The organism is Aliiroseovarius sp. D2-2, assembly GCF_055809455.1.
In genome coordinates, this window is record NZ_CM147913.1 from 298,700 (window position 1) to 320,426 (window position 21,727).

Sequence of the window (21,727 nt, forward strand, 5' to 3'; positions counted from 1 at the left end):
ACGCTTACAAATACCCTTCCGAACGAAAGCTAAGCTCGGTCGATTTGCCGATGATTAGATGGTCATGAAGCGCGATACCCAGCGCTTTGGCCGCATCATTCACCTGTGCTGTCATCTGAATATCGCTATCCGATGGCGTTGGATCGCCCGATGGATGGTTGTGAACAAGGATGATTGCAGAAGCGTTCAACTCCAATGCACGTTTCACTACTTCGCGCGGATAGACCGGAACATGATCAACCGTACCCTTGGCTTGTTCTTCATCCGCGACCAGCACGTTTTTGCGATCTAAGAACAGAACCCTGAACTGTTCGGTGTCACGATGCGCCATGGTGGTGTGGCAATAGTCCAGCACCGCATCCCAGCTGGAAATCACGTGCCGCTGGATCACTTTCGAACGCGCCATCCGGTGGGCGGCGGCTTCGATAATCTTAAGGTCGGTGATGACGGATTCGCCGATGCCAGACACAGATTTCAGGCGGTCAACTGGCGCTGTAACCACGCGGTTGAAATCCCCGAAGATGTCCAGAAGTTCGCGCGCGATGGGTTTCACATCACGGCGCGGAATTGACCGGAACAGCAGAAGCTCAAGCAATTCATAGTCCGGCATGGCCTGCGCCCCGCCTTCGCTGAAACGCGCGCGCAGCCTTTGCCGGTGATCCTTGATGTAGGATGGCATTTTGCCAGAGTTCATGTCGATCGGAAGTACGGGCGCCTCGTCCATGTCGAACAGGGCTTGAGGCATCTCGCCAAATTGAAAATTACTGCTCTTGGTCATGGGGTTAGCTTGCCCCAAAAGTGGTGAACGAAGGGTTAACGCTCGCCAGTAAGAAAATGCCCCGGCGTTTCTACAACACCGGGGCATCCCATTTCTGCTAAGGCATTTAGCTTTTCATGCTATCCCAGAAGCTTCTGACCTTCGAAAAGAAGTTTGAGCTTTCTGGGTTGTTTTCTTCCGACAGCTTTTCGAACTCGCGCAGCAGTTCTTTTTGCTGCGAGGTCAGATTGACCGGTGTTTCCACCGCCAACTCGATATACATGTCGCCGTTTGGTCCACCGCGCAGGCCAGGCATGCCTTTAGCCCGCAGGCGCATTTGACGGCCCGATTGGCTGCCCGCTGGAATCTTCACGCGCGACCGCCCACCGTCGATGGTCGGAACTTCGATGTCACCACCAAGTGCTGCGGCGCTCATCGACACGGGGACGCGGCAATGCAGATGTGTCCCTTCGCGATCGAAGATGGCGTGATCTGACACTTCAATAAAGATGTAAAGATCGCCCGAAGGACCGCCACGCATACCAGCCTCGCCTTCGCCAGCCAGACGAATGCGGGTGCCGGTTTCAACACCAGCAGGGATGTTTACAGACAGCGAACGTTCCTTTTCCGTGCGACCAGCACCGTGACAGGATTTGCAAGGGTTCTGGATCATCTGGCCTGTACCCTGACAAGTGGGACAGGCGCGTTCAACAGTAAAGAAACCTTGCTGTGCGCGGACTTTTCCCATGCCCTGGCAGGTTGGGCACACCGAGGGCTCTGCCCCTGATTCTGACCCAGTGCCTTCGCATTCGTCGCACGCAACAGATGTTGGTACGTTGATTGTCTTTTGCAGGCCCGCATATGCCTCTTCCAAGGTCACACGCAGGTTATAGCGCAGATCCGATCCGCGCTGGGCGCGTGAACGCGCTCCGCCTCGGCCGCCCATAAAGTCGCCAAACAGATCGTCAAACACGTCCGAGAACGCGCTGGCGAAATCGCCTTGGCCTGGATGGCCGCCGCCGGGACGTCCGCCCATTCCGCCTTCAAAGGCTGCGTGGCCAAAGCGGTCATAAGCCGCTTTCTTTTCGGCATCCTTCAGAACTTCATAGGCTTCGTTCACTTCTTTGAACTGCGCCTCGGCGTCTGGATTATCCGAATTTCGATCTGGATGAAGTTCTTTGGCCTTTGTGCGATAGGCTTTCTTCAGCTCGTCCGCCGAAGCACCTTTGTCGGCGCCAAGAACCTCGTAGTAGTCACGTTTTGCCATGGGGTCTTCTCCCTTTGGGAGGGGGGCAGGGCCGCCAAGCAGCCCCGCCTTTCACCTGATCGACTTAACGCTTGTTGTCGTCGAGGTCTTCGAAGTCAGCGTCAACGATGTCATCGTCAACAGCCGAGGGGCCATCAGCCTCTTCCGAGGCCTCCCCCGCAGCTTCTTCTTGCTGCGACTTATAGATCGCTTCGCCCAGTTTCATGGCCGCTTCGGTCACGTTCTGAACGCCGCCTTTGATCTTGTCAGCCGACGCGTCTTCCTTGGCCAGATCATCCTTAAGCGCGGCAATTGCCAGCTCGATGGCTTCGATCGTGGTCGGGTCGACCTTGTCGTTATGCTCTTCCATCGACTTTTCGGTCGAGTGGATCAGGCTTTCGGCCTGGTTGCGCGCTTCGACAAGCTCTTTGCGATCTTTATCGGCTTCGGCGTTGGCTTCAGCGTCTTTCACCATTGCATCGATGTCGTCATCTGACAGACCGCCCGAAGCTTGGATGGTGATTTTATGCTCTTTGCCAGTGCCTTTGTCCTTGGCGCCCACTTCAACGATGCCGTTGGCGTCGATGTCGAAGGTCACCTCGATCTGAGGCAGGCCGCGCGGTGCGGGTGGGATGTCTTCCAGATTGAACTGGCCCAACACTTTGTTGTCGGCAGCCATCTCGCGCTCACCTTGGAACACGCGCAGGGTCACTGCGTTCTGGTTGTCTTCCGCGGTCGAGAAGATCTGCGACTTCTTCGTCGGGATCGTCGTGTTGCGGTCGATCAGGCGGGTGAAAACACCACCCAGCGTTTCGATGCCCAGCGACAGCGGGGTCACGTCCAGAAGAACAACGTCTTTGACGTCGCCCTGCAGAACACCAGCTTGAATGGCAGCACCCATGGCAACCACTTCGTCCGGGTTCACACCTTTATGCGGTTCCTTACCAAAGAACTTAGTGACCTCTTCGATCACCTTCGGCATGCGGGTCATACCACCGACCAGAACAACCTCGTCAATGTCGCCAGTCGACAGACCAGCGTCTTTCAAGGCAGCTTGGCATGGCTTGATCGAACGCTTGATCAGGTCCGATACAAGGCTTTCCAGCTTAGCGCGGGTCAGCTTCATAACCATGTGCAGCGGAGCACCATCAGCACCCATCGAAATGAAGGGCTGGTTGATTTCGGTCTGCGAGGCCGACGACAGTTCGATCTTGGCTTTCTCAGCGGCTTCTTTCAGACGCTGCAGAGCCATCTTGTCTTTCGACAGATCAACCTGGTTTTCTTTTTTGAACGTGTCGACCAGATACTGAACGATGCGCATGTCGAAGTCTTCACCACCAAGGAACGTGTCGCCGTTGGTCGATTTAACTTCAAACAGGCCATCGTCGATTTCCAGGATGGTCACGTCGAAGGTACCGCCACCAAGGTCATAGACCGCGATGGTTTGAGTTTCTTTTTTGTCCAGACCATAGGCCAAAGCGGCTGCGGTCGGCTCGTTGATGATGCGCAGGACTTCAAGGCCAGCGATCTTGCCGGCGTCTTTGGTCGCCTGGCGCTGTGCGTCGTTGAAGTATGCAGGCACGGTGATCACGGCCTGAGTGACTTCTTCACCCAGATAGCTTTCTGCCGTTTCTTTCATCTTCCCCAGAATGAAGGCTGAAATCTGCGAGGGCGAATATTTTTCGCCAGCAGCTTCAACCCAAGCGTCGCCGTTGCCGCCGTCTACGATGGCATAGGGCACCAGCTTCTTGTCTTTTTCGACAGCCGGGTCGTTCATGTTGCGCCCGATCAGGCGCTTCACGGCGAAAACCGTGTTGTCGGGGTTGGTGACAGCCTGACGTTTGGCCGGCTGGCCTACCAGTCGCTCTTCATCTTTGAAGGCGACGATCGAAGGCGTTGTACGTGCACCTTCTGCGTTTTCGATGACTCGCGGTTGCGAGCCGTCCATGATGGCAACACATGAGTTTGTGGTGCCGAGGTCGATACCGATGACTTTGGCCATGCTCAAAATCCTCTCTTAGGCGATGTTGAAGGAACCGACCTTGCAAAGCATCGGCCCCTGATCCCAAAATTTTACCGGTTTAGGAGTAAACCTTCTCCGGCGTCTCGGCGTATATAAGTAGGCAAATAGGGGCCTGCAAGCGGTCGAAGGCACCGATTGCGCTAAAAAACACGAGTCAATTTGAGGTTTTAGCCAATAATGGGCGAATGACGGGGTTTTTGGACCGGTAATTTGCCTACTGACGGGCGGCCCAACTGGCAGACACATGTTTGCGCGAGTAATTCTCGCCCATCAAACCCAACAACATGGCAACGCAGGAAAACACCAGCGGATACACCCAGTTTGTGTAATGCGGGTAATAGTTGATGAAGGTGAAACCGCGTACCTGATCGACGATGTGAAACAGCGGGTTCCAACTGAATATCGCGACCAAATAGAATGGCGCCGAATTGGCGACGAACATTTTTCCCGACGCAAACATGTTTGCCCGCGTGTAGACCGTCTGTGAAATACTGGTGAATTGCGGAAGCCAAGGCTTTAACGCCAGAAAGATCAGTCCAATTGACGCCCCATTGAACCAGGCCAATACGATCATCATCGAAGCTTCAGCGGGCTGTTGTATTTCGACAGGGGTGAAGCCGATATGATAAACGGTCAACACGACCAAGATGCTGAGGATCTGAACATACAAAGATCCCAATGCGGCAGACACAATGGCGACAAAGGTGTTCATCGGTGTGTGCTGCATCATCGGGTGCGAGGGCCCAGACGATGCAATCACCGCGCCCATCGCCTTAATATTTGTGATGAAGATGAAAATCCCAGACATAATATACAGCAGGAAATCACCACGTAAGGCAGCACCACGCAAACCGATAACCGTCAGCATGACGTAGAAAACCGCGACCATCATGATCACCTGAAATATATTCAACGCCAATGCAGCAAGGGCATTCGTATGCGTGCTACGAACGCTGTGCGCGGTCATGTGGAAGATGACCTCGAACATTGAAAGTGCTGCTGACAGCCGTGATTGTTTCTTCTTTGCCTCGAACATGGCGCTACCTTGAACGGTGATGCTGTGTTTTTTAACAGGGAATTCTTGATGATCCTTTACTGGTTGATCATAAGGGGGCGGCAAAATGTTATCAACAGGGCTAGATTAGGCCTTATTTAAGGAGCTTTATTTTGGATTTTGATCGCCTGGAAACCGTTATGCGCAAGCTGGCACTGGAAGCTGGTGACGTGATCATGGAGATCTATAACTCGGACGATTTCGACGTACGCGCCAAATCCGATGACAGCCCTGTAACCGCAGCCGACGAAGCGGCGGATGTTCTGATCTCGGCAGGGTTGCGAGCGGCTTTCCCAGACGTGCTGTTGGTGACCGAAGAACAAGCTGACAGCCATAGTGAACAGGCCAGCGAATTTATTATCGTTGACCCGCTGGATGGCACCAAGGAATTCATCCACCGTCGTGGCGATTTCACCGTCAACATTGCTTACGTGGTTGATGGCACCCCGGTGCGCGGCGTCGTTTATGCACCCGCCAAGGGTCGGATGTTCTTTACCAACGCTGGTGGTGAAAGCGTGGAAGAACAGGGACCATTCGATAAGAACACCGTGGGCACGCTGAACCCCATCAAGGTATCCGCCCCAGACAATGATGCGCTTTTCGTCGTTGCCTCGAAATCGCACCGCGACCAAGCGACCGAAGACTACATCAACAAATATAGCGTGAAAGACAGCAAATCGGCGGGCAGTTCGCTAAAGTTCTGCCTTGTGGCGACAGGCGAAGCGGATCTCTATCCCCGTGTAGGACGCACGATGGAGTGGGATACCGCGGCGGGTCATGCCGTTCTGAAAGGCGCCGGTGGTGACGTTGTACGCTTCGATGATCATACTCCGCTTACCTATGGCAAGCCGATCTACGAAAACCCGTTTTTTATTGCCTACGCGCCCGGCGTTGATCTGAAACAGGCCTGATCCATTATGGCCACGCTGATTGTGATCCCTGCGCGCTATGCCTCGACCCGGTATCCGGGCAAGGCGCTTGTGCCGCTTCGAGGCGCGACAGGGGTATCCAAGTCGCTGATTCAGCGCAGCTGGGACGCTGCACAGGCTGTGCGTGGGGTGGATCGCGTGGTGGTCGCAACAGATGATGATCGTATTCGGGCCGAGGCTGAAAGCTTTGGGGCCGAGGTGGTTATGACCTCGTCCACCTGCGAAAACGGAACTGAACGCTGTGCCGAGGCGCTAACCGTGCTGGGCGGTAATTATGATATCGTAGTAAACCTGCAAGGCGATGCGCCTTTGACTCCGCCGTGGTTCGTGGAAGAGCTTGTAGAGGCTCTAACCACCCACCCGACCGCCGAGGTCGCAACGCCTGTGCTGCGGTGTGACGGACGGGCGTTGAACGGTTTCCTGGAAGATCGAAAAGCCGGTCGGGTCGGTGGGACAACGGCCGTGTTCGGGGCGGAAGGGAAAGCGCTTTATTTTTCGAAAGAAGTGATCCCCTACACGCAGGGTTGTGATTGGCCTGCCACAGATCAGACCCCAGTATTCCACCATGTTGGCGTGTATGCGTATCGGCCTTCTGCCCTTGCCGCGTATCCGCTGTGGCAGACCGGACCGTTGGAGCAGCTTGAAGGTCTCGAACAACTTCGCTTCCTAGAGCGTGACAAGCCAATCCAGTGCGTCGAAGTAGACGCCCGTTCCCGCCAGTTTTGGGAGCTGAACAACCCGGAAGATGTGCCGCGGATCGAAGCAATCTTAAAGGAATTTGACATCGAATAGGTGCGAGAAACCAAGATGGCACTCGCCATTTGCGCTTTGCGGATTTCGGAAAAGGGTCGAGAAAAGTCTTGCCTTGCTTTACAAAGGCAAAAAAAGACCATGATGTTTTCAATTTTATCAATTACAGAATAACTAAATAAGCACTTTCCGATCCTACGATTATGCCATTTAGGCAACCGGACAAGGAAAGTCGTAAAGTAAAAAAGGCTAGTTTTATGAAGCGTAAGGTAACCAAAGCGATCTTCCCAGTGGCCGGGCTTGGCACACGATTTCTTCCCGCTACGAAGTCAATTCCGAAAGAGATCATGACGCTGGTTGATCGGCCCTTGATTCAATACGCTATCGACGAAGCGCGTGCTGCCGGTATCAAAGAGTTCATCTTTGTCACATCACGCGGCAAAGGCGCTCTGGAAGACTACTTTGATAACTCTCCTGTGTTGGAACAGGAACTGCGTAGAAAGGGTAAGGACCAGCTTCTTGATGTTCTGAAAGACACGAACATGGAATCCGGTGCCATTGCCTATATGCGTCAGCACAAAGCGCTGGGCCTTGGACATGCGGTTTGGTGCGCACGTCGCCTTATTGCAAACGAACCTTTTGCGGTCATCTTGCCGGACGATGTTATTGCAGCCGAAAAACCATGTTTGCAGCAAATGGTGGAAGCCTACGAAGACACCGGTGGCTGTATGGTTGCGGCAATGGAAGTCCCGGCAGAAAAAGCCAGCGCTTATGGTGTTCTCGACGTGAAAGAGGACATGGGCGATCTGGTTTCGACCCGTGGAATGGTGGAAAAGCCAGCACCTGATGAGGCGCCGTCCAATTTGGCTGTTATTGGCCGCTACATCCTGACACCTGATGTGCTGCGCAGTCTGAACAAGATGAAAGCCGGCGCAGGCGGAGAGATCCAGCTGACCGATGCGATTGCGGAAGAGATCGCGCAGGAGCGCGATGTCTTTGGGTTCCGGTTCCGTGGCCAGCGCTTTGACTGTGGTTCAAAGGCTGGGTTCCTTCAGGCGACTGTAGCGTTTGGCATGGCCCGCGAAGAACTTCGTGAAGAGTTCACAGGCTATCTGCATGATCTGATGTCTCAGAACAAAGCAGCCGAGTAATAGCAGTGACGGGCGGTGTGTCCGGTTTATGGGCCTCCTATCGGATGCGCTTGAAACGCCGCCGCCTGCTACTGCGCTCAATCCGCTCCAGACGACAACTGACAGAAGTTAAAGACCGCACGGAACTTATCAAGCCGGGGCAGGTCTTGGGTTTCACTGTACTGCGCAACGAAATGCAGCGCCTGCCTTTCTTTTTGGAGCATTACAGGCAGCTGGGCGTCGGCCATTTTTTGATGGTGGCCAATGACTGCACTGATGGCAGCGTTGAATACCTGTCGGATCAACCTGATGTGTCTTTGTGGACCACGGATGCAAGCTATAAATCCGCGCGATTTGGGGTCGACTGGCTGACATGGCTTCAATTTCAACACGGGCACAGCGCGTGGTGCCTGACGGTCGACGTGGACGAAATCCTGATCTATCCGCACCATAAAGATCGCGATCTTGTGGCTGTTACGCAGCACTTGGAAACCTTAGGCGCTCAGGCGCTGGGCGCCTTGATGCTGGATTCTTTATCCGAAAGGACATTTGGGGACAGGATCAGTGGACGTGGACAGCAATCCACTCGAAGCTCTCCCATGGTTTGATGCGCAGCCATATCGCGCGGTCAGACAAACCCCAATGCAGAATTTGTGGCTTCAGGGGGGCGCGCGCGAGCGCGTGTTCTTCCCGAAAAACCCGTCGCGCGGCCCAACCCTTAACAAACTGCCTTTGGTTAAGTGGTCACGCCGGTTTGCCTATGCGAACTCGACACACACCATTCTGCCTCCACGCTTGAATATGGAATGGGCGGGTCCCCCTGTTGTTTCTGAAAAGGACCAGCTTTCGGGCGTTTTGTTGCATACAAAATTCCTACCCAGCGTGATCGCGCGGTCTGAAGAAGAGAAAGCCCGGCGCGAGCATTTTGGCCAGCCGGATCAGTTTGATGCCTACTATAATGCAATCGGTGAAGCGCCAGACCTCTGGCATGCAGGCTCATGTCGATATGAAGACTGGCAGCAGCTTGTGAAACTTGGTCTTATGTCTTCAGGCGATTGGGCCTGAGATCATCAATAACCAGCCAGATGTGGCGAGTTTACGCAACATATGGCGGAACTTTAAGATGTTGGATATAAAGCAATAACAAGATGCGGGCTCCTGTTGGTTGAAATGGGATCAAACCGCGCTCATGCGGAAACAGGTGCAAATAGACAGGACATGATTTGGGCGCTTGGACTTCATATCGCCTAAGGCTAAAGCGCAAGCGTCGCCAAATCCGCGCGTTTCGAAAACGGCGTGAGCTGACATGCGTGAAAAATCGCACCAAACAGATCACATCATCAGACATCATTGTCTTCTCGACCCTTCGCAATGAATTGGTTCGGCTGCCCTTTTTCCTTAAGTACTACCGTGATTTGGGCGTGAACCACTTCGTAATTGTGGACAATGGATCGGATGACGGTTCGCGGGAATATCTGGCAGGGCAGGATGACGTGTCGCTGTGGACCACGCCTGCCAGTTACAAGCGTGCTCATTTTGGCGTGGACTGGCTGAACTGGTTACAGCGCAAATATGGCCACGGTCATTGGTGCCTTGTCGTCGATACTGACGAGCTTTTGGTCTACCCATTTTGTGATACGCGGCCGCTGCGTGCTTTGACAGATTGGCTGGATGCCAGCGCAATCAGAAGCTTTGGTGCCATGCTTCTGGATATGTACCCTGAAGGACCGATTGGGGACGAGGTTTATCAATCGGGCCAGGACCCGCTTGAAATCACCGGCTGGTTCGACAGCGGGAACTATACAATCAAGAAGAATTCGCGGTTTAAAAATCTGTGGATTCAGGGCGGTGTCCGATCGCGAGTTTTCTTTGACGATAATCCCGAACGCGCCCCTGCCCTGAACAAGATCCCTTTGGTCAAATGGGATCGGTCCTACAGCTATATCAGCTCGACCCACACGCTTCTGCCGCGTGGCTTGAATCTGGTCTATGACGAATCCGGAGGAGAGAAAGCATCAGGCTGTCTTCTGCACACAAAGTTCCTGAACACGTTTCATGAGAAATCGCAGGAAGAGCTTCAGCGTGGGCAGCACTATGCCAACAGTCACGAATACCGTGCCTATAGCGCGCGAAGTGCGGACGATCCTGTTCTGTGGTGCAAGTGGAGCGAAGAATACATCAACTGGCGACAGCTTGAGGTTCTGGGCCTGATGTCCAAGGGGAACTGGGCATGAATCTGGGTGTGGTCATGATCGTGCATGAAGCATTGCACCGTGCCACCCAATTGGCCTGCCATTGGGCCGATCATGGCTGCCCCGTTGTGATTCATGTCGACAAGAAGGTCGACCATGACACCTACACCCAATTTGTCGATGGCTTATCAGATCGGGACAACATCCTGTTTTGTGAACGTCACCAATGCGAGTGGGGCACATGGTCCTTGGTCGCCGCCAGCCAAACCGCGTCCGAATTGATGTTGGATCGTTTCCCGGATGTGCAGCATGTTTTGCTGGCGTCGGGAAGCTGTCTTCCTTTGCGACCGATTTCTGAACTGAAGGCCTATTTAGTTGAACGCCCCACGACGGACTTCATTGAAAGCGTAACAACCGAAGATGTTCCATGGGCGGTTGGCGGATTAGACACTGAGCGCTTCACCTTGCGATTTCCATTTTCTTGGAGACGCTGGCGTAAACTATTCGATGTCTATGTCGAGCTGCAACGCAAGCTTGGGTATCAACGGCGTATTCCCCTAAGCACTCCGCCGCATTTGGGTAGCCAATGGTGGTGTCTGACGCGCAACACCCTGTCTGCCATTCTTGAAGATCCTCGTCGGCCTGTGAATGACGCTTACTTTCGCCGCGTCTGGATTCCGGATGAAAGCTATTATCAAACTCTCGTCCGCCATCATTCTAGGAAGATTGAAAGCCGGTCTTTGACGCTGTCGAAGTTTGATTTTCAGGGTAAACCACACTTGTTCTACGATGACCATTTGCAGCTTCTACGGCGTTCGGACTGCTTTGTAGCGCGCAAGATCTGGCATCAGGCGGATCGGCTTTATGACAGTTTCCTTTCTGACGCGCCCAGTCTTAACGCCAGTGCTGAACCAAATCCGGGCAAAATTGATCGCATTTTTGCCAAAGCGGTTGATCGCCGGACCAAAGGGCGCCCCGGTCTGTTGATGCAAAGCCGTTTTCCGCACCAAAGGTGGGGAAATACAGTGACAGCTGAACCTTATGTGGTTCTTGAAGGCTTCGCCGAGCTTTTCAAGGGATTCGAGCCGTGGCTGTCCAGTTTCGGAAAGGTGCGGGTGCATGGTCATTTGTTTGCCCCCGACCGTGCCCATTTCGAAAATGACGAAACCGAGTATTTTGGCGCGCTCTCTTCCTCGGCCCCGTTGCGGGATTACAATGCCAGTGCATTCCTGACCAACCTGATTTGGAACACGCGCGGAGAACGGCAATGCTTCCAATATGGCCCAGCGGACAATCAAGACATCACTTGGGATGTGACCTGCGATGCCAATGCACGTATTCACGTCATTACGGGCGCTTGGGCTGTTCCTTTGTTCCAGTCCAACGGAAAGTTTTCCCAGATCCGCCGCGAGGCTGCACGGCTTCAGCGGATTGAAAGCGAACATCTTAGAATTCTGCAGTCCAGCCATGCGCGTGCAAGGATCAGAATTCAAAGCCTGTCGGACTTTGTTCTTAATCCGATCGAGCCCCTTCAGGACGTCGTCGATCAGCTTGCCATTCGTGAACGTCCAAAGCTTAAAGAAACGCCCGAAATGGTACATCTGGGCGGATTTGGACAGTTTTTGCAGAACCTGAAAAATCAAGGCATGCATCCACATCTTGTCGGCGATTTTCCTTTGGACTATGCGGCTGAACCGCCCGCCCCCTCGCGCTCTGCGCCTTATCTGGTGACCAAGTGATATGACCAAGAAGTTTGACTGTTTCATCATCTTTGCCGAAATGCGCACCGGATCAAACTTTCTGGAAAGCAATCTGGATCAGTTTGATGGCCTGAAATGCTATGGCGAAACCTTTAATCCCTATTTTATGGTCTCGCCTGATCTAGAGGATCTGTTTGGCGTCAGCGTGAAGGCACGGGATGAAGATCCCATGCTGCTTGTCGAGAAGATGAAGGAAAACACGAAAGGGATTCCCGGCTTCCGGTTCTTCCATGACCATGACCCACGGGTGTTCAATGCGCTGATCGAAGACCCGCGCTGCGCCAAGGTTATTTTAACCCGCAATATGCTCGAGGCCTACGTATCTCGGAAAATCGCTTGGGCGACCGATCAGTGGCAACTGAACAATGTGGATGATGCGATCAAGAAAAAGGCGATGTTCGTATCAGCTGAGTTCGAGAAGCTTTTTTACCGGATGAAAGACTTCCAGCTGAAAATCAAAAATCGGCTACAGGTAACGGGACAGACCGCGTTCTATATTGATTACGAGGACGCACAGGACTCTTGATGTCATCAACGGGCTGGCGAAGTTTCTGGGTGCCAAGGGCGAAATAACCGAGTTCGCAGGCAAGTTTAAGAAACAAAACCCCGAACTGATGTCAGAGAAGGTCGAGAACTACGAGGTTTTGAAGCAAACCGTTGCGAAGGTCGATCCGTTCGATCTGGACCGCTTCCCAAATTTTGCACAAAGCAGGCCGGCTGCAGTGTCCAGCTACATCGCCTCGGACAAACCTACGATGCTGTTCATGCCCATCAAGGGCGGGCCTACGGACGAAGTTGTAAACTGGATGCAGGCGGCCGGACCTTTGACCGAGGACTTGAACCAGAAAACGCTGCGGGCATGGAAAAATCAGAACAAACTGCACCGAACCTTCACGGTCTTACGTCATCCTGTCGCGCGTTTGCATGCCGTGTTCTGCCGTTACTTCGTCACCCATGGTCCGGACACTTATTGGGATGTGAAAGAAGCCCTTCGCGACCGATATGACGTTGACCTGCCTGAAAACGAACCGGATGCTAAATGGACCCTCGATCGGCATCGCGAGGCATTTTTGCAGTTTACTGCCTTTGTCGACCGAAACCTGAAAGGGCAGACCAGTCTTCGTCTTGATCCGGCTTGGGTTTCACAAAATGCGGTTGTTGGCGGTTTCGCCGGCTTTGCACTGCCTGATCATCTGTTGCGGGAACAGGGGCTAGACACAGGGTTGGCAACGCTGTGGAGCGAGGTGAGCAGCAAAGCCCCCCCCAGCTGGACGCAGGGCGCGCAAGACCAGCCCTTTGGGTTGGCAGAAGTGTATACCCCACAGATCGAGGCCGAGATCCGCAAGATCTATCAGCGCGACTATATGATGTTCGGTTTCAAGCCGTGGGACAAATCCTAAGAACGCCCTATTAGGCGGCTTTGTTCGACAGACTGTCTGTCAGAAGCGCATGAAGCGTCAGTGTGTCCGAATTGGCGCGCAGCTTCGCACAGATCGACGGGTCCCGCATCGACCGGGAAACAAGTGCCAAGGCCTTTAGGTGATCCACGCCTGATCCCTCAGGTGCGAACAAAGCGAAAATCAGGTCCACGGGTTGACGGTCAACGGCGTCGAAATCAAGCGGCTTTTCTACACGCACAAAACAGCCAGTGACTTCGTTCACACCAGACAGACGGGCGTGCGGTAAGGCAACACCACGGCCGACACCTGTCGGACCAAGATTTTCACGCTCGGACAGGGCCGAGAAAGCATCTTCAGATTTGATGCCGTAACAATCAAAGGCGATATCGCCCAAGTCCTGAAAAAGGCGTTTCTTGGACGACACCGTCGATATGACCTTTACGGCGGACGGCGCCAAAATGTTCGCAAGTTCCATTTTTGACCAATTTCCCGCCCGCCATGGCGGGGGGCCTACGCTTCGTTGTTTGCGGGATCAATCCAGCCGACATTACCATCCTCGCGGCGGTATACGACATTCATGCCCTGAGTTTTCTCATTCTTGAAAACCAAAACGGGGGCGTGGGCTAGCTCCATCTGCATGACAGCTTCACCAACGGAAAGCGACGGGATGCGCGTTTCCATTTCGGCGATGATCATGGGCTGGAGCGTTGCGTCCGCTGCCTCTTCCTGGCCTTCTTCTTTGGCGAGGATATAAGAGGAACCGCCGAAAACTTCAACCGGATCTACGCGGTCGCGGTGATGATCTTTCAACCTCCGCTTATAACGGCGCAGTTGCTTTTCCATTTTCTCGGCACATTGGTCGAATGCGGCATAGATTTCTGTTGCGTGACCCTTGGCCTGAGCGGTCAGGCCGGTCGAGAGGTGAACAATGGTTTCGCAGACATATTCATGTGCGTTTTTCGAGAAGATGACCTGCGCATCGGTGGGGCGTTCAGCATACTTTTGAACAATCCCGCCAAGCTCATCTTTCACATGAATCTGAAGCGCTTCACCAATGTCGATCTGCTTGCCACTGATTTGATACTGCATCCTATCTCCTTTGATCGTTGTAGGAATTGATGCCATATGCCGTGCTGGCGTATGGCGATAAAATCGTTTTAAAACATGAGGATGATTTATTTTTGTAAGAAACCGCCCGCCCGATCAAATCTGGGGCGATCCTATGTGCGTGCCCGAAGCGGGCGCGGCACGAACGAAATTTTGCGTGTTCATGCATCACCTACATTTGGCGACGAGTCGGAGGGGAATGTCAAGCGAACGGGTGACGTTTTCGTCAATTGATCGAGAAATTTTGACCAAGATAGACGCGCCGCACGTTTTCGTCTTTCACGACTTCATCGGTTGTTCCACTCATCAAAACATGGCCGTCATGAAGGATATAGGCGCGGTCTACGATCTCGAGTGTTTCACGAACATTGTGGTCTGTGATCAGAACACCGATGCCGCGATTTTTTAGGTCGTGAACAAGGGACCGAATCTCTCCTACAGCAATCGGATCAACGCCAGCGAAGGGTTCATCCAGCAACAAATACTTGGGATTCGATGCCAAGAGTCGGGCGATTTCACAGCGGCGACGCTCGCCCCCAGACAGGGCCATCGCGGGCGTGCGACGCAGGTGGCTGATCGAAAACTCGTTCAAAAGTTCTTCCAGGCGTTCGCGTCGCTTGTGCCGATCCTTGGTCGAGATCTCGAGAATCGACAAAATATTGTCTTCGACGGTCATGCCTCGGAAGATCGACATCTCTTGCGGAAGATACCCGATGCCATAGCGCGCACGGCGATACATCGGTAAAAGCGTGACGTCGCGCCCGTCAATGATGACCTGACCGGCCTCAGGCGTAACCAGTCCAGCGATCGCGTAGAAGGTTGTGGACTTACCACACCCATTCGGGCCCAGAAGGGCAACGACTTCACCGCGATTTAGTTCAAGGTTCACTTCGCGAATGACCGGTTTTTTGCGATAGCTTTTGCGCAAACCAATAATGCGCAGCCCGGCGTCACCTTGTTCCACTGTTAGGTTCGGGGTGGCCATCAGTTGGATCCGGTCTGAATGATCGATTTGACGCGCCCATCCATCTGGCCGGTGCCGGATTTCAGGTTCACGGTCAGTTTTTCCGAAGACAAAGCGTTCTGTCCCTGTGTCAGGATCACACCCCCTGTCATGACCACTGTGCCAGAAGAAATGGTGTAAATTGCTTCACGTGCTTCAGCCGCTTCAGCGCCATTGACCAAGGTTACGCCGCCCGTGGCGTGCAGGCGCGAGATCTCGCCGGTTGTGTCAGCGCCGGTGGCGTACTCAACCTGGACCTTACCTGCGCTCAAACGCATATCGCCCTGACCGATCACGACGTTGCCGGAAAAGGTTGCAGAGCCGCTGGCTTGGTCCACGGCCAACTGATCGGCCGAGATTTCAATTGGTAGGCTACTGTCGTGTTTCAATCCGCCAAACGCCACCTGAGCTTGCGCGAACGCAGTGACAGGCAGGCAGATTGCCACCAGAAGCGAATAGAACATACTGCGTTTGATCACCGGGTTTCCCCCTTGTCTTTTGGATCATATACCAGCTTCACCCCGTCCTTGAAAACAAGAACATATCCATCGCCCTCTCCCTCTTGGCGGGAAATGACCGCATCACCGGCGGAAAGATCACCCATTGGGCCGGTCGCCTCAACAGGACCGTTGCTGGCAACATAGGTGGAATCCATGGCCGTGGTCAGGGTTTCGGTTGAAATCCAGTAGTCGGTTGATGTGTGCAAAGACACACCGCCAGACAAGTTGATCAGGTTGGTTTCCCCGTCGATATCCGCTTGGGCAGCCTTGATGTTCACCTGCGCCCCGTCAGGCGTTTCGATGTCGGCCTCAAGAGCCAAGGCCTTGAAGTAATTAGATCTTTCAGAGTCCGGAGCAGCGCTTTCGGCTTTGAACTGAATTGCCGCACCATCTTCGGTCACGCTTGAAAACCGTGGGTTGGTGATCTTCTGTTCGCCCGTAAGCTCGTCCAGATTGATCCGCGCATAGGTCAGCGATGTCGTTGGGTCGATGGATTTTGACACCAGAAACATAAGCGACAGCAACACAAGCGCGGCGGCTGGCAGAATGATCTTCAGCCAGTTTACGATGCGTGAATATGTGATTCCTGTGCCGGACATGCTCAAGGCTTTCTTAGGGTCTATTGGTTATCTAGCGTCCAAAACCCGGATTCCAAGTCTGACCGCCTTAGTGTGCAAAGATGTCCTGTTCGGGCCAGCCTGCCAAATCCAGCTCTGCGCGCATAGGCAGGAAGTCGAAACAGGCCTGCGCCATTTCAGTCCGACCTTCGCGAGCCAACCGCATGTCCAGCTCCTCACGCAGGCGATGCAGGTACAGGACGTCCGACGCGGCATATTCCAACTGTGCGTTGGTCAGTTCTTCGGCGCCCCAATCGCTCATCTGTTGCTGCTTCGAGACATCGACTTTCAAAAGCTGATCCAGAAGGTTCTTCAGCCCGTGACGATCCGTGTAGGTCCGTATCAGTTTCGACGCGATCTTGGTGCAATAGACAGGCGCGGTGACCACACCAAAGGCGTTCAGCATCGCGGCAATGTCAAAGCGACCGAAATGGAAGATCTTCAGAACATTGGGGTCGGTTAGCATCTTTTCGAGGTTCGGAGCGCTGGTCTGGCCCTTTTCGACCTGCACCAGATGAGCATTCCCGTCGCCACCTGACATCTGCACCACACACAGGCGATCACGATGCGGGTTCAATCCCATCGTTTCGCAGTCAATTGCAACGACCGGACCAAGGTCCAGCCCATCGGGAAGATCGCGCTTGTAAAGATGGTTGGTCATGTCGCCCTCATTCATATTTCATCCCCGTGATAGGCCCACGGGGATGAAGGTTCAATGAAAAGGGTTACTTGCCGTAGTATAGCCCGACAACATGCTCGGCTTCGGCGAAGAACAGCCAACGACCGACGATTGCCCCGACGATATGCAATGCTAGGGCGATGAACCCGGTGACGTGGCTCGCCGGTGTCAGAAGCAATATTGCAGCGGGCAGCACCGCGCACAGACCCAATGCGATTATTCGCAGCTTTTGGGCGTGTTTGCGTCCAATGCGATATACCATTTCGTCCAGCACATAGTTACGCGCAGTATGGCCGCTTTCAAACATGCGCACCTCGCCCAGATGGCCCAGTCCTGTGGCGTCTCCCAACGTGCCGCGTTTGGCGGCGCGCGCATCGCCTTGTTGCCAGTGCAGCCACATGACCACAGCCAGCGCGGCAAGCAGAAAGCCAGCGATCTTTGCTTCACCGGCCAGCAGGGCACCGCCACCTATGGCGTGCAGCAGAAATAGCACCGGGGTAAGCGGTTGATTCCAGCGCGAGATCGTTTTGAGTTGCGTATAGATCATCGAGGTCGTGAAGATCGTGATCAGGGCAAAAACAGAGCCTACTACACCTGAAAATGTCATTTCTGCGCCCAAGAAGACTCGCGCCAATGCGATCAGACCAAAGAGCAGTAGTGTGATGACAGCGGCGACGCCCTCGCGGCTCAGCCAGCTGGTGCGCCATTGGCTGAAGGCGTAGATCGCGTTCTTCTTGTTGCCCAAATGCAGGGTCGAGGCCAAAAGCCCCCCAACCGCCAGCACATAGGCAATGAAGAAGAAGGCAAAAAGGGTCGTTCCGCCAACGCGCGGAATGCCAAAGCCCATCCAGGCCAAAAGCCCGAAGCCAAGCCCGGAAAAAGTGGTGAAAATGATAACACTGGGTGCGGGATGCATCCGTTTCCTCCGTCAGAGCTTGTCCAGCGCTTTGTCCAACCAGCCAAGAAAGCCCTTAGGCTCGTCGGCAACGATGTTCAAAGGCGCGGTGTCTAGCTGATCTTTTGGGCGTGGTGGTAGGTATTTGTTTACGGGTTTGGTGCCCAGATCGGGCATAAGGTCAAACCCGCCACGATCTGCTACCAGCTTTGAGACATCGCTTTCGGGGTCGCCCAGAATCTTCCGAAATGACGTGCGCCAGAGGGACAAGTGCGCACGCAGGCGGGCACGCGGTCCTCTTCGGGCAGGTTCTCGTTGTAAATCCGGTCCACGCAGAGCGTGCATTTCTTCATGACGCCGGCTTCGCGGTCCAATTCGCGCGCACCATAGGGGCAGGACCATGCGCACAGGCCACAGCCGATGCAAAGGTCTTCGTCCACCAGCACAATGCCGTCTTCTTCGCGCTTATAACTTGCACCGGTCGGGCAAACGGTCACGCAAGGTGCGTCTTCGCAATGCAGGCAAGACCGTGGCATGTGCACAGTTTGCGAGGCACAGCCCTCTTTTTGCGCTTCATAGGAAAAGACGCGGTTTAGGAAGGTGCCCGACGGATCCGCCCCGTAGGCATCCTGATCCGACAGCGGCGCGCCGTAGTTCTGTGTGTTCCAACCTTTGCAGGCAGACACACAGCCATGGCAGCCCACGCAGGTATCAAGGTCGATAACCAGACCCAGTTTCTTGTCGGTTTTTGCAGGCAAAGCAGTCATCAAATCTTCCTCGCCACTGTTTTTGGTCCTTTGCCAACCGGAGACTTAATCGGCGCATAGGCTGGCTGGCTTTCAGCAGGTTTAGTCTCTGCTTTTTCGATTTTCACACGCAGATCAAACCATGCAGCTTGCCCTGTGATTGGGTCCGAGTTTGACCAGCGCAGGCCATCCCCTTTGGGCGGTTGAAGCTCGTGAATCAAGTGGTTCAAAAGGAAACCTTCGTTGGCCTCGGGCGCACCTTCATCAAGTGCCCAAGTCCCTTTGCGTTTGCCGATTGCGTTCCAAGTCCAAACAGTGTCGCCATTCAGCCCGGCGTGATGCGCAACGGGCACGGTGATCGAGCCGTGCACAGACGAGACGGTGGCATAGTCGCCATCTTCAAACGCGTGCTGTTCCCAAATCTTAGTGGGCAGATAGAGGTAGTTTTTGCCGGTGATCTGACGCAGCCAAGCATTCTGCGTGCCCCACGAATGATACATGTGCATCGGACGCTGGGTCAGCGCGTGGATCGGATATTCTTCGACGTCCACGTTTCCGTCTTCGAACGGTTCATACCAGATTGGCAAAGGATCCATCGTTCGGCTGATGCGATCACGCAGGTTGTCCGGCGGTTGACGGTCCCCATGGCCTTCTGCGGCCAGCTGGAATTTACGCATCGGTTCAACATACAGGCTGAATACATAGGGGCTTTCGACATCAAAGATGCCGCGTTTCACCGCCCATTCCTGATAATGCTTGTTCCATGGTTTGTAGAAGGTCGCATTGTCCGGAAGGTGATCAACCCAAAAGCCACCATTCTCGATGTACTTATCAAGTTGGGCTTGATTAGGCTCGCCTCGACCTTTTCCGTTACCATCGGGGCCACGCCAGCCCGCCAAAGGGCCTACGCCCGGACGCCGTTCGTGATTCACGATATAGTCGGCGTAGTCTTCGAACTTCGCGCTACCATCTTCGTTTACGAAACCTGGCAGGCCCATCTTGGCCCCCAGTTGGATCAATACGGTCTGGAACCCACGCACATCGCGGTCAGGTTCCACGACCGGCCAACGGATGGCATCGGCCGCGCCGTCTGCCTCGCAGATTGGGCGATCCAGCAAGCTGATACAGTCGTGACGCTCCAAATAGGTCGTATCGGGCAGGATTAGATCCGCATATGCCACCATTTCCGAGCTGTAGGCGTCCGAATAAATGATGTGCGGGATCACGTAATCACCGTTTTCATCCGTGTCGGTCAGCATGCGCATTACTTCGGACGAGTTCATCGACGAATTCCACGCCATGTTGGCCATATAAAGGAACAAGGTGTCGATCTTATAAGGATCGCCCGCATGCGCGTTCGAGATCACCATATGCATCAGCCCGTGGCTGGACATAGGGTTTTCCCAAGTAAACGCCTTATCGATCCGCGCGGCTGTGCCATCTTTCTTAAGCGCAAGGTGTTCGGGTCCACGTACGAACCCAAGGTGTGGACCATCCAGCGGACCACCAACCGTTACGCCAGTATGCGGCACAGGATGTGCGTCATAGGGCTTGGGATAAGGCGGTTTAAAGCGGAAACCGCCGGGCACTTCGACCGATCCCAACAGAATCTGCAGCACATGCAGTGCGCGACAGGTCTGGAAGCCGTTTGAGTGCGCAGAAATCCCACGCATCGCATGGAAGCTGACCGGGCGCCCGATCATTTTGTCGTGCTTCTGGCCCTTCCAGTCCGTCCAAGGCTGATCCAGCACAATCTCTTCTTCGAAGGCGACATGTGCCAGTTCGGCGGCGATGGATTTGATTTTGTCGACAGAAACACCTGTCCGCTCGGTTACGGCTTCGGGCGCATATTCGTCAGACAAATAGCGTTCAGCCATCAGCTGAAATACCGGCCGGTGGGATTGACCGGCATGCCGATAGGTTGCTGCCAGATCAGGCATGACACCTGGCGCATCATAATCCGCAAGCTTGCCTGTTTCACGGCAAAGCACTTGGGGCTTACCCGTCTCGCCACGCAGGAAAAGCCCATTTTCAGGTGAATTAGGCTCTTCATTTACGATAAAGCCTGCGTTGGTGTAGCGCGACAGGTAGTTCAAGTCGACTTTGCCAGCGCGGAACAGTTCATGCACCAAGGCCAGAATGAACAGGCCATCTGTTCCTGGTGTAATACCCACCCAATCGTCCGCAATCGCGTTATAACCTGACCGGATTGGGTTCACGCCGATAACACGCGCGCCTCGGTCTTTCAGTTTTCCCAGGCCGATCTTGATTGGGTTGGAATCGTGGTCTTCGGCTACGCCGAACAGCATGAACAATTTGGTGCGGTCCCAGTCGGGCTGTCCGAACTCCCAAAATGCGCCGCCCATCGTATAGATGCCGGCCGCCGCCATGTTGACCGAGCAAAAACCACCATGCGCCGCATAGTTTGGCGTGCCATAAGACTGCGCGAACCATGATGTGAAGCTTTGGCTTTGATCACGACCGGTGAAAAACGCCATTTTCGACGGATCCGTTTCACGAAGCGGTCCCATCCATCCAGCGGCGATATCTAACGCTTCTTCCCACGAGATCTCTTCAAACTCGCCAGAACCACGCGGACCAACCCGTTTCAAAGGTGAGCGCAAGCGTGACGGAGCATAGTGCTGCATGATCCCCGCAGACCCTTTGCCACACAAAACCCCTTTGTTTACAGGGTGATCGCGGTTGCCTTCGATATAGGCGACCTTGCCATCTTTCATATGTACATTGATGCCGCATCGGCAGGCACACATGTAGCAGGTCGTTTGCCTGATTCGTCCGAGACTTCGGGGGAGGTGTCGATCTGTTTATTTTCGGCTGTGCTCATGTGGCTGTGCTGGTCCTACAATCCCGCTTTGCGGGTTGGCGGATTTTCCCTGTTTTGCTTGTACCCAAAATGACGAACACATTAGGGGTGCCGG

At 54.1% G+C, this 21,727-nt stretch carries 20 protein-coding genes and 2 pseudogenes; 9 read left to right on the top strand and 13 right to left on the bottom strand.

Annotation, left to right across the window (positions count from 1 at the left end; all coding sequences use genetic code 11):
• Positions 1 to 4 precede the first annotated feature (4 nt).
• The 4 genes from radC to AC0L6A_RS01490 form a co-directional block, all read right to left on the bottom strand.
• Positions 5 to 778, bottom strand: coding sequence for a RadC family protein (gene radC / locus AC0L6A_RS01475; RefSeq protein WP_473291726.1), 774 nt, complete (start codon positions 776 to 778; stop codon positions 5 to 7).
• Between the two features lie 106 nt (positions 779 to 884).
• The gene (gene dnaJ, locus AC0L6A_RS01480) at positions 885 to 2,024 is read right to left on the bottom strand and encodes a molecular chaperone DnaJ (protein WP_473291727.1); all 1,140 of its coding nucleotides are present in this window, start codon (positions 2,022 to 2,024) and stop codon (positions 885 to 887) included.
• Positions 2,025 to 2,088: 64 nt separating this feature from the next.
• Entirely contained in the window at positions 2,089 to 4,005 is a 1,917-nt protein-coding gene (gene dnaK / locus AC0L6A_RS01485; RefSeq protein WP_473291729.1) for a molecular chaperone DnaK, read from the bottom strand.
• A 235-nt stretch (positions 4,006 to 4,240) separates the two neighbouring features.
• A complete protein-coding gene (locus tag AC0L6A_RS01490) occupies positions 4,241 to 5,062 on the bottom strand; it encodes an ABC transporter permease (RefSeq protein ID WP_473291730.1) in 822 nt (273 codons plus the stop codon).
• A 131-nt stretch (positions 5,063 to 5,193) separates the two neighbouring features.
• On the opposite strand from AC0L6A_RS01490, the gene cysQ reads away from it, so the two are divergent.
• The 9 genes from cysQ (at position 5,194) to AC0L6A_RS01535 (ending at position 13,241) form a co-directional block, all read left to right on the top strand.
• Positions 5,194 to 5,991 (top strand): 3'(2'),5'-bisphosphate nucleotidase CysQ, encoded by a 798-nt coding sequence (cysQ, locus tag AC0L6A_RS01495; protein ID WP_473291732.1) that lies wholly within the window; start codon positions 5,194 to 5,196, stop codon positions 5,989 to 5,991.
• A 6-nt stretch (positions 5,992 to 5,997) separates the two neighbouring features.
• On the top strand, positions 5,998 to 6,801 hold the full coding sequence (locus AC0L6A_RS01500; RefSeq protein WP_473291733.1) for a 3-deoxy-manno-octulosonate cytidylyltransferase: 804 nt from the start codon (positions 5,998 to 6,000) through the stop codon (positions 6,799 to 6,801).
• Positions 6,802 to 7,016: 215 nt separating this feature from the next.
• A complete protein-coding gene (gene galU / locus AC0L6A_RS01505; RefSeq protein ID WP_473291735.1) occupies positions 7,017 to 7,910 on the top strand; it encodes a UTP--glucose-1-phosphate uridylyltransferase GalU in 894 nt (297 codons plus the stop codon).
• A gap of 44 nt (positions 7,911 to 7,954) precedes the next feature.
• Positions 7,955 to 8,497 (top strand): glycosyltransferase family 2 protein, encoded by a 543-nt coding sequence (locus AC0L6A_RS01510; RefSeq protein ID WP_473291736.1) that lies wholly within the window; start codon positions 7,955 to 7,957, stop codon positions 8,495 to 8,497.
• 34 nt (positions 8,498 to 8,531) lie between these two features.
• Positions 8,532 to 8,954: a hypothetical protein gene (locus tag AC0L6A_RS01515; RefSeq protein WP_473291738.1), complete on the top strand. Its 423-nt coding sequence runs from the start codon at positions 8,532 to 8,534 to the stop codon at positions 8,952 to 8,954.
• Between the two features lie 158 nt (positions 8,955 to 9,112).
• Complete coding sequence (locus tag AC0L6A_RS01520; RefSeq protein WP_473291739.1) at positions 9,113 to 10,123, top strand: glycosyltransferase family 2 protein; 1,011 nt, start codon at positions 9,113 to 9,115, stop codon at positions 10,121 to 10,123.
• Positions 10,120 to 11,820, top strand: coding sequence for a DUF5927 domain-containing protein (locus AC0L6A_RS01525; protein WP_473291740.1), 1,701 nt, complete (start codon positions 10,120 to 10,122; stop codon positions 11,818 to 11,820). The genes AC0L6A_RS01520 and AC0L6A_RS01525 overlap by 4 nt, the downstream gene beginning before the upstream one ends.
• A gap of 1 nt (position 11,821) precedes the next feature.
• Complete coding sequence (locus AC0L6A_RS01530) at positions 11,822 to 12,367, top strand: hypothetical protein (RefSeq protein WP_473291742.1); 546 nt, start codon at positions 11,822 to 11,824, stop codon at positions 12,365 to 12,367.
• An 88-nt stretch (positions 12,368 to 12,455) separates the two neighbouring features.
• Positions 12,456 to 13,241 (top strand): hypothetical protein, encoded by a 786-nt coding sequence (locus AC0L6A_RS01535; protein ID WP_473291743.1) that lies wholly within the window; start codon positions 12,456 to 12,458, stop codon positions 13,239 to 13,241.
• A gap of 10 nt (positions 13,242 to 13,251) precedes the next feature.
• Here the strand turns inward: AC0L6A_RS01535 and AC0L6A_RS01540 are convergent, their stop codons facing one another.
• The 9 genes and pseudogenes from AC0L6A_RS01540 to AC0L6A_RS01580 form a co-directional block, all read right to left on the bottom strand.
• Positions 13,252 to 13,716 carry a PTS sugar transporter subunit IIA gene (locus tag AC0L6A_RS01540; protein ID WP_473291744.1) on the bottom strand — a complete coding sequence of 155 codons (465 nt, stop codon included), beginning with the start codon at positions 13,714 to 13,716 and terminating at the stop codon, positions 13,252 to 13,254.
• Between the two features lie 35 nt (positions 13,717 to 13,751).
• Positions 13,752 to 14,330 carry a ribosome hibernation-promoting factor, HPF/YfiA family gene (gene hpf / locus AC0L6A_RS01545; protein WP_473291746.1) on the bottom strand — a complete coding sequence of 193 codons (579 nt, stop codon included), beginning with the start codon at positions 14,328 to 14,330 and terminating at the stop codon, positions 13,752 to 13,754.
• Between the two features lie 244 nt (positions 14,331 to 14,574).
• Complete coding sequence (gene lptB, locus AC0L6A_RS01550; protein WP_473291747.1) at positions 14,575 to 15,333, bottom strand: LPS export ABC transporter ATP-binding protein; 759 nt, start codon at positions 15,331 to 15,333, stop codon at positions 14,575 to 14,577.
• Positions 15,333 to 15,815 carry a lipopolysaccharide transport periplasmic protein LptA gene (gene lptA / locus AC0L6A_RS01555; RefSeq protein ID WP_473293340.1) on the bottom strand — a complete coding sequence of 161 codons (483 nt, stop codon included), beginning with the start codon at positions 15,813 to 15,815 and terminating at the stop codon, positions 15,333 to 15,335. The genes lptB and lptA overlap by 1 nt, the downstream gene beginning before the upstream one ends.
• 11 nt (positions 15,816 to 15,826) lie before the next feature.
• Positions 15,827 to 16,450: an LPS export ABC transporter periplasmic protein LptC gene (gene lptC / locus AC0L6A_RS01560; protein WP_473291749.1), complete on the bottom strand. Its 624-nt coding sequence runs from the start codon at positions 16,448 to 16,450 to the stop codon at positions 15,827 to 15,829.
• Between the two features lie 67 nt (positions 16,451 to 16,517).
• Positions 16,518 to 17,129 (bottom strand): ribonuclease D, encoded by a 612-nt coding sequence (locus tag AC0L6A_RS01565; protein WP_473291750.1) that lies wholly within the window; start codon positions 17,127 to 17,129, stop codon positions 16,518 to 16,520.
• A 64-nt stretch (positions 17,130 to 17,193) separates the two neighbouring features.
• The gene (locus tag AC0L6A_RS01570; RefSeq protein WP_473291752.1) at positions 17,194 to 18,063 is read right to left on the bottom strand and encodes a dimethyl sulfoxide reductase anchor subunit family protein; all 870 of its coding nucleotides are present in this window, start codon (positions 18,061 to 18,063) and stop codon (positions 17,194 to 17,196) included.
• Between the two features lie 12 nt (positions 18,064 to 18,075).
• Positions 18,076 to 18,809: pseudogene (locus AC0L6A_RS01575) on the bottom strand (4Fe-4S dicluster domain-containing protein).
• Positions 18,809 to 21,633: pseudogene (locus AC0L6A_RS01580) on the bottom strand (molybdopterin oxidoreductase family protein). The pseudogenes AC0L6A_RS01575 and AC0L6A_RS01580 overlap by 1 nt, the downstream one beginning before the upstream one ends.
• Between the last annotated feature and the right edge of the window lie 94 nt (positions 21,634 to 21,727).